The 12,382-nt window shown below is 53.7% G+C and carries 17 protein-coding genes and 3 pseudogenes; 4 read left to right on the forward strand and 16 right to left on the reverse strand.

The window, feature by feature from the left end:
* Window positions 1-5 precede the first annotated feature (5 nt).
* From J4E42_RS03030 to J4E42_RS29385, 12 genes and pseudogenes are all read right to left on the reverse strand, one after another.
* Window positions 6-503 carry a YfbU family protein gene (locus tag J4E42_RS03030; protein ID WP_207284547.1) on the reverse strand — a complete coding sequence of 166 codons (498 nt, stop codon included), beginning with the start codon at window positions 501-503 and terminating at the stop codon, window positions 6-8.
* Window positions 504-615: 112 nt separating this feature from the next.
* Window positions 616-948 (reverse strand): phage holin, lambda family, encoded by a 333-nt coding sequence (locus tag J4E42_RS03035; RefSeq protein ID WP_207284548.1) that lies wholly within the window; start codon window positions 946-948, stop codon window positions 616-618.
* Between the two features lie 298 nt (window positions 949-1,246).
* Window positions 1,247-1,624: a hypothetical protein gene (locus J4E42_RS03040; RefSeq protein WP_207284549.1), complete on the reverse strand. Its 378-nt coding sequence runs from the start codon at window positions 1,622-1,624 to the stop codon at window positions 1,247-1,249.
* A gap of 136 nt (window positions 1,625-1,760) precedes the next feature.
* Entirely contained in the window at window positions 1,761-1,958 is a 198-nt protein-coding gene (locus J4E42_RS03045) for a hypothetical protein (RefSeq protein WP_207284550.1), read from the reverse strand.
* Window positions 1,959-2,094: 136 nt separating this feature from the next.
* Window positions 2,095-2,334, reverse strand: coding sequence for a hypothetical protein (locus J4E42_RS03050; protein WP_207284551.1), 240 nt, complete (start codon window positions 2,332-2,334; stop codon window positions 2,095-2,097).
* Window positions 2,335-2,446: 112 nt separating this feature from the next.
* Window positions 2,447-2,659: a hypothetical protein gene (locus tag J4E42_RS03055; protein ID WP_207284552.1), complete on the reverse strand. Its 213-nt coding sequence runs from the start codon at window positions 2,657-2,659 to the stop codon at window positions 2,447-2,449.
* A 199-nt stretch (window positions 2,660-2,858) separates the two neighbouring features.
* Window positions 2,859-3,536: a hypothetical protein gene (locus J4E42_RS03060; RefSeq protein WP_207284553.1), complete on the reverse strand. Its 678-nt coding sequence runs from the start codon at window positions 3,534-3,536 to the stop codon at window positions 2,859-2,861.
* The gene (locus J4E42_RS03065; protein ID WP_207284554.1) at window positions 3,533-4,120 is read right to left on the reverse strand and encodes a recombination protein NinG; all 588 of its coding nucleotides are present in this window, start codon (window positions 4,118-4,120) and stop codon (window positions 3,533-3,535) included. Before J4E42_RS03065 ends, J4E42_RS03060 begins: the two co-directional genes overlap by 4 nt.
* Window positions 4,117-4,704 (reverse strand): DUF1367 family protein, encoded by a 588-nt coding sequence (locus tag J4E42_RS03070; protein WP_207284555.1) that lies wholly within the window; start codon window positions 4,702-4,704, stop codon window positions 4,117-4,119. The genes J4E42_RS03065 and J4E42_RS03070 overlap by 4 nt, the downstream gene beginning before the upstream one ends.
* Window positions 4,697-5,485, reverse strand: coding sequence for a hypothetical protein (locus J4E42_RS03075; protein WP_207284556.1), 789 nt, complete (start codon window positions 5,483-5,485; stop codon window positions 4,697-4,699). Before J4E42_RS03075 ends, J4E42_RS03070 begins: the two co-directional genes overlap by 8 nt.
* A pseudogene (locus J4E42_RS03080) lies at window positions 5,472-6,443 on the reverse strand (phage replication protein). Before J4E42_RS03080 ends, J4E42_RS03075 begins: the two are co-directional and overlap by 14 nt.
* Window positions 6,392-6,571, reverse strand: a pseudogene (locus tag J4E42_RS29385) (hypothetical protein); the annotation flags it as partial. The pseudogenes J4E42_RS03080 and J4E42_RS29385, both read right to left, overlap by 52 nt.
* A gap of 204 nt (window positions 6,572-6,775) precedes the next feature.
* Between J4E42_RS29385 and J4E42_RS03085 the strand changes: the two are divergent.
* Window positions 6,776-7,141, forward strand: a complete 366-nt coding sequence (locus J4E42_RS03085; protein ID WP_207284557.1) for a hypothetical protein — start codon at window positions 6,776-6,778, stop codon at window positions 7,139-7,141.
* Between the two features lie 47 nt (window positions 7,142-7,188).
* Here J4E42_RS03085 and J4E42_RS03090 read toward each other — a convergent pair whose 3' ends face one another.
* Together J4E42_RS03090 and J4E42_RS03095 are read right to left on the reverse strand one after the other, a co-directional pair.
* Entirely contained in the window at window positions 7,189-7,728 is a 540-nt protein-coding gene (locus J4E42_RS03090) for a hypothetical protein (RefSeq protein WP_207284558.1), read from the reverse strand.
* Between the two features lie 36 nt (window positions 7,729-7,764).
* Window positions 7,765-8,028 carry a hypothetical protein gene (locus tag J4E42_RS03095; RefSeq protein WP_207284559.1) on the reverse strand — a complete coding sequence of 88 codons (264 nt, stop codon included), beginning with the start codon at window positions 8,026-8,028 and terminating at the stop codon, window positions 7,765-7,767.
* A 72-nt stretch (window positions 8,029-8,100) separates the two neighbouring features.
* Here J4E42_RS03095 and J4E42_RS03100 point away from each other — a divergent pair.
* A pseudogene (locus tag J4E42_RS03100) lies at window positions 8,101-9,025 on the forward strand (DNA cytosine methyltransferase).
* Window positions 9,026-9,054: 29 nt separating this feature from the next.
* On the opposite strand, the gene J4E42_RS03105 reads toward J4E42_RS03100, so the two are convergent.
* Window positions 9,055-9,984 carry a hypothetical protein gene (locus J4E42_RS03105; RefSeq protein WP_207284560.1) on the reverse strand — a complete coding sequence of 310 codons (930 nt, stop codon included), beginning with the start codon at window positions 9,982-9,984 and terminating at the stop codon, window positions 9,055-9,057.
* A gap of 577 nt (window positions 9,985-10,561) precedes the next feature.
* On the opposite strand from J4E42_RS03105, the gene J4E42_RS03110 reads away from it, so the two are divergent.
* Together J4E42_RS03110 and J4E42_RS03115 are read left to right on the forward strand one after the other, a co-directional pair.
* On the forward strand, window positions 10,562-10,705 hold the full coding sequence (locus J4E42_RS03110; RefSeq protein ID WP_207284561.1) for a hypothetical protein: 144 nt from the start codon (window positions 10,562-10,564) through the stop codon (window positions 10,703-10,705).
* 68 nt (window positions 10,706-10,773) lie between these two features.
* The gene (locus tag J4E42_RS03115; protein WP_207284562.1) at window positions 10,774-11,082 is read left to right on the forward strand and encodes a hypothetical protein; all 309 of its coding nucleotides are present in this window, start codon (window positions 10,774-10,776) and stop codon (window positions 11,080-11,082) included.
* A gap of 40 nt (window positions 11,083-11,122) precedes the next feature.
* On the opposite strand, the gene J4E42_RS03120 is transcribed toward J4E42_RS03115, so the two are convergent.
* Window positions 11,123-11,404 carry an excalibur calcium-binding domain-containing protein gene (locus J4E42_RS03120; RefSeq protein WP_207284563.1) on the reverse strand — a complete coding sequence of 94 codons (282 nt, stop codon included), beginning with the start codon at window positions 11,402-11,404 and terminating at the stop codon, window positions 11,123-11,125.
* Between the last annotated feature and the right edge of the window lie 978 nt (window positions 11,405-12,382).

Below are 12,382 nucleotides of genomic sequence, written 5' to 3' on the forward strand. Positions count from 1 at the left end.
TTCTGTTACCTTTCGTGGCGCGCAGCAAGTACCCGCTCTACCTCTTCATTTGAATATGGGAAACCGGTCACACTTTCAAACTCGGTAAGCATTGCCCGATATCCGTCAAGGGTCGAGTGGTGTGAGTTCCACGTTTGCTCTCTGTTCTTCAGGCCTTTCCATAGTCCCTTGTCTTCTAGCAAGTACAAAGCGTAAGAATAGTGCGATGACTCGTCATTGCCATCGAATCCAGGGAATAGGGACGCCTTGATCAAACTCTTATCGGCTTCATTCTCTCTAAGGCTGTTCTGCAGATTCCGGAACATGTCCAAAATGCTGCGAACCTCCTTACAGACCGCCACAGATACTGGCTCGATCGACGCATTCTCAATGAGCGTTTGGATCTCCAACTCATAACCGCTATCGATAGCTTTGAGCGCGAGCTCATGGTCTCTGTTGTCGGGGTCGAGTAAAGCAAGAATTTCGTACTGATTTTTTAGAATCAAGCGTTGCAACGGGTCCATGTCAATCTCCATATGGCGAAATGCCTTCCGGACCATATGGGCAGCCAGTCAGATCTTCAAGCCATTGACAATATCGCAACACAATTTGCTGATCCGCGAAAGGTGTCGCGGGCTATTCAGGCGTGCGGCTCGGCAACTTGAAGTCAGTCACCCGGTCAGCGATGTTGCGGATCTTCTCCACACCCAGGAAGCCAACCCAGCCACCGGCAAAGGTGGCCATGCTCTGAGGTAGGCCGAAGAAATCCAGACCACTGATGATCGTCAAAGTCAGGCCTCCGCAGATCGCACCTTCCACCAGCATCTGACGCCGAGTGCCACCACCGTATGTGATTCGAAGCACAGCCATGGCACAGGACAGTCCAGCGGCGAAGAGGATCGGCGAATGCTGGCTCAACCACGCAAGCGCTATCGCCCAAGTGCCTGGTTTGTCTGGCATGTTTGGCATCTCGGTTCCTCCCCGTCAGGGAATTGGGAATACGGCAGGCCATGACCTGCGGATTTGAATCAGCCCCGGCAGCACTCCCAGTTCAGAGCGATGGGTGTGGTGGTGCCGAAAACGAAAAGACCTCGATCATTGCCGAGGCCTGAAAATTGGTGGAATGCGAAGAACCGAACCCTTGCCGTTTACAGCAGCACGCGAACTCAAACCTGCTTGCCCGCTACCAGGCGTCGTATTTCAGAAACGAAAAAGCCCCGCATTTGACGGGGCTTTAATTTATGCATCTGGTCTTTAAGCGTAGGCGTTAGTCGTCTGCATCGCCAAGGTCGAACCAAACGTCTGACACGGCTGACACAAATGTTTGCGCTGTAATATTCGACTGTTCCGTCCGGGTCTTGTGAAGCTTTATCGCCTTTTTGACCTGATCGTGGACGGCCTCAGCACTCAAATAATCAGGCTGACCCGAGAGGAAGTACGTCGCTTCTGGAAGTTGTTTGACTTCGCCATTTCGCGCCACCACCGTCCTTTCAAATCCCTGATCGAGCATAGCATCATGCAGGTCATCATAATTTTGACTATGGGCGAGCTGGACCCTCACCAGAAAGCTCTTGAGATTCTCTGGAAGATTTAGGGTGTGCGGCCCTTCAAAAGCCTCTAGCAGGCGTGCGGCGAGTGTTGTCATAGAAGATTGAGTCCCTATTAGGTGGTGTCCTTCCACAGATTATGTGGTGTAACGCCCAGCCAAAACAACACACCTAGCATGACCCATGACAAAAAAAAGCCCGACGCAGTGACCTGGCTCATAAACTGGAAAATAGCTAGGGTTTTGGATGCTCGCTCGACACTGAGTTAGTGGCGTCCACGTCGACCATTTCTTCATCGACAGGTGCTTCGTCGTCCGGAGGCAGCGGAACCTCAGGCTCTTTCCCTTCGGGATCATCGCCGGTTTCGTTATCAGTGCCACCCGTTATGCCCGCCTGAGAAATGTTTCCGGGCGCATTTTCATCAATGCCCATGCTCGCTCTCCGTTCTGACGCGAGGAATGTCCGTGCTTGAACTTGAGATGTGCTGGCGCATTGCAAATGCCGAGCATTGGACGAACGGCAGAAACAAACAACCCGGCGCTTGGCCCGGCTTGCTTGAATCAGAAAATTATTTCACCAGTTTGTCCAGGAGATCATGACCTGACCAGGTCAGCTGCACATTACCGTGATCCCTGAAAAGAAATCCGTCATTTACTAGCAGATCAAAGTTGTAATCGAAGTCGTCCTTTTGGCCTGGAAAATCACCAATAACCATCGTTTCAAGCAGCCGGCGTTCGACACCGTTCACTTTTGCGTAATGCTGCACGCTTGAAAGAATAAGGGTTGCCATCCTGATATCTCGCTTCATTGCGCCTTCCTTTGATATGCCGATAAACGAAGGTATTGAGAATATCGCAACAATCGGACTTGCACAAAAAACCCCGCGCGTGGCGGGGTTTTTTGTGAGGATTAACCTCGAATCAAACAGGGATCTTACCGTTGGCCATGCAACCGCACGAGATGGCGACGAGCATTGCAGAGATTGGTTTTACGTATTGCACCACGGTGTCTTTCATCATCAGGCTACCCTCATTCGCAAATTGAACTGTTGCGATCAGCAATTCAGGGGATGTGTACAGGACAGTCATTAAAACTGTTAACACCAACAGAATCGCCATTTGAGCAGCCGACATGGCCGGATTTGAACCTTTCGATCCCCAGAAACTGGGCGCCAGAACAAATAAAATCTGGCTGAGTTTTGATTATACATTGGTTAATACGCAATCTAAACAAAACCCGGCGCGGCGGCTGGATTTAAATGTTTGTATGCGTGTTGCGTGAATTGCGTACCATGGGTAGTCGTACGCGCAAAACCCCATCATGTCAATATTTTTATGCCACCTCTTCTTCTTTTTCCGCGTGAATCACCTGACAGTTCGGTTGTTGCACCTGAATATCCACTTCCTTGATGACTTCTTTCAGGGATTCCCACAGGTCGAGCCAATCGCGCGTCCAGTTCTTCGGATCTATCGTCACGCCGAAGAAGATCTTCATCTCAGCAGCAATCCGGGCCGGCCCCCACTCTGCCGCCCCGACTACCTCCCCCTTGTACGATTGCAGCGCTAGGGTCACCAGGTACTGCGCCTTCACGCGCTTGGCCGATTTCAGGTCTGGCAACTTGGCATGGGCGGTGATCAGCAGCACAGCGTTCATTACGTGGCGCATGGTCATTGCTGGGTGATAGAGGTAGTGCCCGAACTGCTGCACCTGAAACGGCAGCGTGTCGATGGCACGCAAGACCTTGCCGATGGTGGCCAGGTGAGCGGCGTGGTCGGTAGATCGACCACTCGGTGTGCGGCGTGTCTCGCCGATGCTGATCTTCTGACGAACAATCTGGATGCGTACTTCCTTGTCATCGCCCAGGGCGGCAAACACGGCCTCATGACGGCGCATGCGGCCGCCCTTCTGCACCGGTGCCGATTCCGCCTTGTCGATGGCCACAGCACTGATCGATGCGTTCGATTCGTGCTGTGCCTCAGTCCATACCTGTCTTGCGTTGATCAGTTTCATGCTGCGAGCCCCTTTTTCAGTTCTCTGGTCTTTGCCCGGTATTCGGTGGTCATCGCCTTCAGCTCATCGACGGTGTACTTCTTCGGCTTATGCGGGCCTTCCAGCCACTCGACCGCCTCGGCGCCGATCCGCTTCACCAACTCGATCCGGTAATTCACGATGTCGCCCGACTTGTGGTTGTTACACGGCGCGCACTGCTTGTGGACGTTCAGCGGCTCGAAACGCCGCTCAGGATTTGCTCCCACGGTGCGGTAATGCCCGGCGTGATATTGGCCTTCGTGGTGTCGACCGCAGCTCACGCACGGCAGAGCGAAATCACGTAGGCGCACCCATTCATTAAAAGCGTGTTGCGCCTCACGCATGTACTGGGCCCGCGGCTTGATTCGCTCCTTGGCTGCGCGTATTTCCTTACGGCCAATTTCAGCAATGGCTTTGCGAGCCTTCTCGCGATTCTCCGGAGCGATAGCCAGGCCGCATGCCCAACTGCACACCTTTTGCGCGGTGGAGAAAGACGGCTTGAAGCTAACCCCGCAGGCCGGGTTCTTGCACCTCTTCGCCTTTGCTTCCTTGAGGGCGGCTCTCATGCATAACTCCCCAGCTGATCAGCCGCAGAAAGCGCGTCTGCTTCATTTTCAAAGTGCGCGGACAAAACCAAGCGCCAGCAGGCGTTGAAGACGTCGCGGTAAAGTGGCTCGAAAGCGGTGTCATCCATGTTTGCCCAACTGATCGACTTGGCTTCTTTGCGGATCCCCTCGGGGGTATGCACCAGATGGAAATGACCGGCCTCGATCGTCACCCACTCACGGAATGCTTCCCGACTCTTGTCCACCGCCGGGAAACGCTCAGCTCGAGCCAGCTCAAGCCCGGTGATGTAAGCGGCGACCGCGTGAGACAGTTGCCCCGGCTTCCCGCTCTGCGCTTCAAAGAACCTGGCCAGCCCCTGAGTGCCACGCATCTCTTGGCGCGGAATCAGTCCGCCGTCGGGCTCCCAGTACTCCCAGGCCAAGTCGAGCATCGAGAAGAACTTGCCGTGGAGCTTGCCGTTGCGCATGCGGGTGAACTTGCCGTGGATGATTTGTCCAGCCTTCCACTTCTGGACAGTTTCGCGGTCGGCTTCCGTGGCCGGCACCAAACCCTGGGCAGTGCGGATCAATGCGAGTTCAGCCACGGGATGTCTCCTTGCGTTGTGCTGCTGCGATAGCCACTCGGAACTTACGTTTGCGCAGATATGTGTCGACTCGATCTGCCTGAGCTCTTTTGAGTCGCTCGCTCTTCTGCTGGGCCTTCGCCGCATCGACGATCTGGCGCACTTCAGCGAGCTTCTCGCGCAGGTGCAGTGAGGGTTCTACTTCGGACCCGGTGAGCAGCCCAGCGATAGCCTGGCCATCGTTGGTGATGGGCGCGATGCGCAGGTCAGCCAGGTACTGGGTGCCGGCCTGCTGAGTGACCAGTTGCATACGGACTGCCGACTCGATCGCTGTTACCCGGCGCGTCGGATCCTGCCCAAGGGAAACGCTCCAAGTAGTCGGTATGGCCTCCGCTCTGGCCGCGGACACAAGTCGCTCATAGGCGCTGTTAAACGCCATCCGCGCACCCACTACGTCTCGACGACTCAAGATAGGCTGCGCAGCAACCATCGCCTGGCGTATCTCGGCGGTCATCACAACTGTTTCGGATTCATCGCCCGCGGTAAGCGCAATCGACCACGCCTCGCCTTTACCCGGACGGCCATCGGCGGCCTGTACCTGCTGCAGCACTGAGGCCAGCGTCAGCTTCCCGGTCAGTTCTCGGCGGCACGCCTGAAGCGCTTTGCGGATGTCAGTCGGAGCGAACACTGCAAGATCCTCAGCCATCAACTCCGCATCCGTGGCGCTGATGGTCTGGCCGAGGGTTTCGGCAGTAGCGCAGATCGCGCCGGCGAGCTGTGCGCGTTCGTCAGAGGAAAGCATTGCGTGGCCCTCCTTCGCGGATGTTCCGAGCAGCTTCTTGTGCGGCGTTAATGTTGGCCTGGGTGTCTTCCTGTTGGCGGGCGGTGCGGCCGTTGATCTGAGTTTGGGTCACCCACTGGGTGTGGTAGCTCTCGGCGTTGGCCAGCAGCTCGCTGACGCTGTGGCACTTGCGTATCAGTTGGGCGTCGTTGATTCCGAGGTAGTACGCGGCGACGCTGTGAGCGACGTCGATGCCCAGGCGGCCGATCAGCAGACCGACCTGCCCTCCCTCCTTGGCGTTCCATACCGGCCAGGCTTTGTACCGCTTGAGGTAGGACATGGCGTAGTTCGCCCAGGTCTTGAACGTCTTGCAGGACTGGTCTTTGGGTCCGGGCATGTCGGCGGGAATTTCAACCCGCGGCGCCTCGGTGCGATCAACGACCAGCACCCGCCCGCCGGATCGGTTCGGCTTGTCCGAGCCGTCCTGCAAATTCTGATTACTGGTTACCTGATTGGTACCCTGATTATTGGTACCCTGATTTGTCGGAGACTTTTTCGACCCTGCATCGGATTTTTTTCCGACCTTGCTCGGAGATTTATCCGAGGTAGATCAGATTTTTTTCCGACCATCGATCGCATCAAAGGTCGGATATTTTTCCGCCCCATCCAGTTTACGGTTCCATTCTTTCGCCTTCTCAGTCAAGCGAATCAATGTGATGCTCGACGTGCTGGAAAGCTCGATCAGGCCGGCATCGCGCAAGGCTTTCAGCAAGCGGTAAGCGGTGTCCGGTTTGTCGGTGAGCAGCGGCAGCTCTTCAACGATCTTGCTCTTGCTCAGCGCGAAGTAGATCCCGGTGTCCGTCTCGATTGGATTGGCCCAGCTCGGGCACTCATAGACGAAGGCGAACAGCAGGGCTTGCTGTGCATTCAAGCCCCACTCCAATGCCTTCGCCTGATTGATCGTGACGGTGTATTGCATGTCAGGCCTTCCCGACCAGTGCTGCCACGATCGACGTACCAATGAGGTTGCGTCTCGCGGGGGGATTGGGGGTTGGTGAGGTTCTTGCCGTAGGCCATGCCCTTCTCGGTCACTGACCAGAACGGAACCCGAACCACATGGTCGCTTCAGGCTGGATCGCCATTCCCGCGGAGGTATCGCTTGATGAGGCCCAAGCCGCAAAGCTGTTCTACGCCGCCGGCGCATGGCATCAGGTGAAGGTCGCAGCATGAGGTGCATCAACAACCAGGTGCGTCAGCGCCGACGACAGACATGGCTGGATATATCGGCCCACGAAATTGAAGAGGCAGGGCATGGCCGAGGAACAGCAGGAACCGACGGCGGAGTCGGTGAAGCAAAAGAAAAAGCGGGCCAAGAAGGCCGAAGACGATGCGAAGAAGGGTGTAGGTGTCTTCAGGGTTGAAGTGGTCGGCGTGTTCATGCCGGACCTCAAGCGCCTGATGAAAGAGCACGGCTTCAACAACCAGCAGGAGGTGTATCAGAACCCGCTGCGCAATGTGATCGCCGCCGATTTCGATACCGCCGCTCAAATGCTTCGCTGTGTCACGACACCTTTTGTTGTGAGCGAAAAGGTGTCGCGCATCATTCGAGCAGCCGGACTGAAGTCGCTCGCAGACGATCCGCCAGAGCCTGGCGACGAAATCGACATTCCGAAATAAACCCCACCCAAGCTGCGAACCCAGTCACGGCGCGCACTTTATTTATATTATTTATTGTTCGGCGTGTCCGCGAGTTGGCTATCAAGCTGTGTATGAGACCACAAGAGACTACAGGCGAGCATCTCCTTTCGAAAAGGCTTTAATAGATCATCAAGAGAACCATCTTGATCATCAATAAACCCTGATTGAAGAATAGGATATAAGTAAACGACACGCCTAGCCGTAAACATTGCCGAATACCATAAAAGTAGTCGCTCGCTCTCAGACAACTGAACGCGCAGTGCCTCTAGAGCAAACTCTTTAAACTTTGCACTTGACTCCTCCTTTAAAATAAACTCAAGAATCAAAAAAACGGAATCGATGTAAAAACCTACTGCTGGCCAATAACGTCTTCTCCATCCTTTATATTTTTTCTCTAACGCTTCAAATGTTTCCATATGAGGTGGCGCAGGTATCATTTCCCAGCTTGCACGTGTGGCGAGTGATTCCGACAGCTCACCAAAAGCGTAGTGCTGTGCTTGATGCCCAACCAAATCACCAAACCCACCAACATTTACAATTCTGGTATTGACCGCAGTCTGACTCATCAATCCAATAAGCTGGAATAGCCGCTGTTCTCTAAGTTACTCTTCATGTCTTTGCTCCCCTTCTTCATTAGCTGCCACTTGAATTCGCAGAGTATAAAGAATCGCAACAAAAGCAAAAAAAGACAATACTGGATTTAAAACACCACCAAAGTAATCGCCAAATTGCCCCCACTTTTCTTGGTCAGTTAAAATATTGATGGAAAACTCTGAAACATATCTGATGGCGACACTGACGATCGCAAACAATGCAAAAACTGCTACTGCAAACAACCCTTTATCAAGTCCTTTCAGCTTCGCCATTTACGTTCCCTCGCGAAAAACCAAGACCCTACCCTACCCATTTCTGAAACGCCACTTCGGCGAGGATCCCCTATGTTCACAGCAATTGATTTGTTCTCGGGCTTCGGCGGATGGACCCGCGGCGGCGTCGATGTCGGCATGAAAGTGCTTTGGGCAACAAACCACTGGGCTGAGGCAGTCGAATGGCACACCCGCAACAACCCGGACACCATCCATGCGTGCCAAGATTTGCACCAGGCGAACTGGGCGGACGTCCCGAAGGATGACGTGATGCTGGCCTCCCCTTGCTGCCAGGGCCACACAAGGGCTCGGGGGAAAAAGTCCGGCAACCCGCAGCACGACAACTCGCGCTCGACAGCCTGGGCACCGGTGGCGAACGCCGAGGTCAACCGACCTGACTTCGCAGTGATCGAGAACGTACCCGAGTTCATGAACTGGATTTTGTACCCTTGCTTGGGCAGACGCCATGCGCTGCTTGGGTTACCAGTTGGCACCCCACATCGTGGACTGCGCCGATCTCGGCGTGCCGCAACACCGCGTGCGACTGTTCATGGTCTGCTCTCGCAGCAAAGCGCCGTTGCACTTGCAGTTGCAGCAATACCGACACGTACCCGCCAGCCAGATCATCGACTTCGATGCCGGCAAGTGGTCACAGGTCGTCAAGCCAGGGCGCACCGCTTCGACACTCATTCGAGTAGAGAACGGCCGCAAGCGATTCGGCGAACGGTTCGTTATGCCCTACTACGGCTCAGGATCAGGCCTCACCGGCCGCAGCCTGGATCGGCCGATCGGTACCATCACCACCCTTGACCGCTGGGCCGTGGTCGACGGCGACATGATGCGCATGATCACCGCTGACGAGGCCATGGCCGCACAGTCCTTTCCCGAAGATACCCTCCGCCCGGACAACCACCGGCTAACTATGCACATGACCGGTAACGCGGTGCCGCCGCTGGCTGGGCAACGTATCATCGAGGCTTTGATTGGGGCCGCCTGAATAACAGAGGACATATCCGCAAGATCTCACTAAACGAAAGAGTTTGTCCCCTCGTCGTACTTTAGTAGCGTAACAGCAGAACCGACCCTCGAGCAGTCAGCCTGAGAAGAAACTATCAGCATAGGAATTACCATAACATCTAACTGCCCTTTCTCCATTAAATACGCCTCATACACCCTAGCAACTTCGCGAATCCTCATTTCTCCTTCTTTAACTATTCTTGGAGTGGCACCATACTTTATTTCAGCTACATAATGGGCCCCAGGGACCTTGACAATAAGGTCAATCTCAAACCTCCTATCACGCACCTCCAAAATAAACCCTGTAGAGGCCACGGCACCCACAAACGGTCCTCTATCTGAAACAATCGCTTTAGAGACTAAAGCCTCGAAATTTAAAATTCGTCTTGTCATTTGTCTCGATTCTTTCAATTTACTCTGAAGTAGAGACTCGTCACCTATAAAAATATTGGGCTTAGATAGCTTCGAAGCCACAGTGTTATCAACAACCTCTGCCTCAACCTTTCGCTCTGACTCTGGTTTTCTCTCTGGCTCTGGCTCTGGCTCAACAGCACTGTCAGTGAATGGGGGCTGGTCAGAGTTGACCTGCTTTTCCGAGAGAATGTCATCTGCTTCTTTCGCAGCCTTAGCTGCAGTCTCATCGGGGCTTTGTTTTTTTAGTTGATATTCCCAATACTTATCTCTATTCCAAAAAAGCGCAGCAAGCTTTTCAAGAAAATCTAGATCGGTAACAAGAGTCGCAACAATGAAAATTGCCAGCCCGTATGTAAATGCATTATTAGCTGCAAAAGCCAAAGCCAGAACTAATGCACTACCTATAAGCTTTACAATTGACGCTCTATTTTTTTCATTGTAAGAAAAAAATAACATCCAGACCAAACCTGTTACACCTAAGATCTGAGCGAGAGCCGCAGACGCGTCCTTAATATCAGTTAACAATTCTATTCCGCTCCATAAAATCGATGCGACTCACAAGTTCAGGAAAGCACATACCCCACTGTGCGCAATGCCGGCAACCATACCTCAATCAAACAAAAACTCCATTGAAAAATAATGGCTTTTTACCACTACCTAGTTTTGACGAGCTCGGGCACTCCCCGGCATAGGACGCCCCATGCCCACGCAGCGGCGGACCGATATAAAAAGTCAATCTATTCCGAAGCGATCGATGTCCTAGAACGACTCGCCGAGCTGCCAGATCGCTCTTTAGTGGCACGGTGCAATAAGGAAACGTTGTAATCGTAGGTCGATATCAACGGCACTGGCCCCTCATTCCGAGCCATCCCGAGCCATTGCCTTGTCCGTTCAACGTCAAAGAATTCGTTCTTGAACTTCATCTTCGCAACAAGGTTTGCTGAGACCCTGAAGTGTCCACATCCGGCCGAGCATTTGACCTCGGACCAGCATCCTGTCGTGTGAACAATTTTAGAAACAGCTTGGCAAATTAAGCATTGCATGTCCGATCTCCATTTCGATGACCCACTCACTGTAGCCGAACACCGGCCAAGGCTCCTCCATGCCCACAGAAAACAAACCGGTCGAGCCTGGCTTTGACCTGAACACGCCAGATGGCGGACGCGGTTACATAGCCCACCTGCTCAAGACCGTGCTCAAGCATCACGACTATTGCCATTACATCAATGGATGGCGAGGACGGTGACTGCCGGGGCATCGTGTTTGCACTCGAAGATCTCGGCGTGCAGGTGAACCCATGATCGCCTCGTTCAATTGCACCCGGCGCTGTATCGAAAGGCCTGGCGTGACGATGAGCACTCCGAACTAGCGTACGACCAGAAATCGAATGTCAGGCATTGCCTGAGCGTGGGAGGTGGAACCGATTATTGGGGTGACGGGATGGATGCTTACACCACCTGGGCGGACTGGAAGATGAATTGGCCTTTCCATGGTCCGTTCGAGGAATACCCGCATGGGCATGACCTTGCTCACTGCCCGAACACGGAAGGCTTCAAGCCGACGACTCAAAACCTGCTGAAGCTGGCCGCCAAGTGCGAGCTGGCATCCAAAGCAACAGCCTAAGCCCTCTTCCACCTACCAGCCTGCTGCTGAACGGCGAATGTCACCGGCACCACTGCATCTCACAGGGGACTCCGTCATTGTCGCCATCCATTTTCATTCCTGGACAATTTTGCAGAAAGTTTTTCGCCTCTGCGCACGAGGTCATCTGCGAGCAGTATTTGCGCCCATCGCATTTGACTGGAGCCGAAACAGGCTTCGGCGCAGTCACGACCGTAGAGATGATTTGGGGCGTCGATAGCCGAGCCTCAGCCCAGGACTGTAATTCAGGGGAAAGCTTCCAAGCCAACAGACCAACAACAAGCACAACCAAAATCAGTTTCATCTTGATCCATCCATGATGAGAGACCGTTTGCGTTCTCACGTTGCCTGCTTTCCAGCGTAACCCACAAATTCACATACAGCCTGCCGGTTAACGCCGGTCGAGGATAACTATCGCCATGAACACGGATAGGAATCAACGGCGCCTGCTGGAAAAACAGAGCGTCAAGCTGCCACCGCTCCTTCAACACCAAAGGAGACATCACCGAGCGGGTTTACCGTCGCGTTGGCGCTATCGCCAAACCATCAAAATAGCCGAAAAAACAGTTCCATAACTCAAAGCAGGCCCCTTGTATTACGCGGTCTGTAGGGGTGCTGAAAAATGAAAGTAATGGAACGGAAAATCGCTACGAACATCGGCCCGCTTACGTCTTTGTATCGGTCTTGAAAACCGTCGACCGTAACAGGTCCATGAGTTCGAATCCCATCGCCTCCGCCATCTTTATACGACAAAGCCCTGATTATTCAGGGCTTTGTCGTTTCTGGGGTTTGGGAATCGGCTGTGAAATCTGAGTGGTCGTTTCCGCATCTTTTAGGCTATTTCCGCCCCCCAGAAATCTTTGGCACTCATTCCCCTTGCCCCCCGCGCCGGCATTTTTCCAACCTGAAACCACCTCTTCGGTTCAGTTCTCCCTTGTTACGCTGCCATCTACCAAGTAGGAATTGCTATACCGAACTCAGACTTGCTGCCTTCTCTGCTGTACAAGATCAACGAAAACCAACTCGCCCGTCGCTCGCCGTGTTGATGGCGCCTGGGGAGAGCTCTCGGCCAGAAGCGGTCACTTGAAACATGAATGGGAGCTTAAAAACGGCAAATTTACAATGTCGCGCGTAAGCCACCAAACAGACGTTTTTCTAACCGAGTTTACCCACCAAGCGAACTGCAATGGCCTGGACGATGGTCAACCCCAAGCCTGCTCCCGGGTCATTTCCACGGCTAGCCGAATCCATCATCGAAGCCCTTCAACGTGCGCTGAGGATG

The sequence above is a fragment of the Pseudomonas sp. FW300-N2A2 genome, assembly GCF_017351735.1.
GTDB lineage: Bacteria > Pseudomonadota > Gammaproteobacteria > Pseudomonadales > Pseudomonadaceae > Aquipseudomonas > Aquipseudomonas migulae.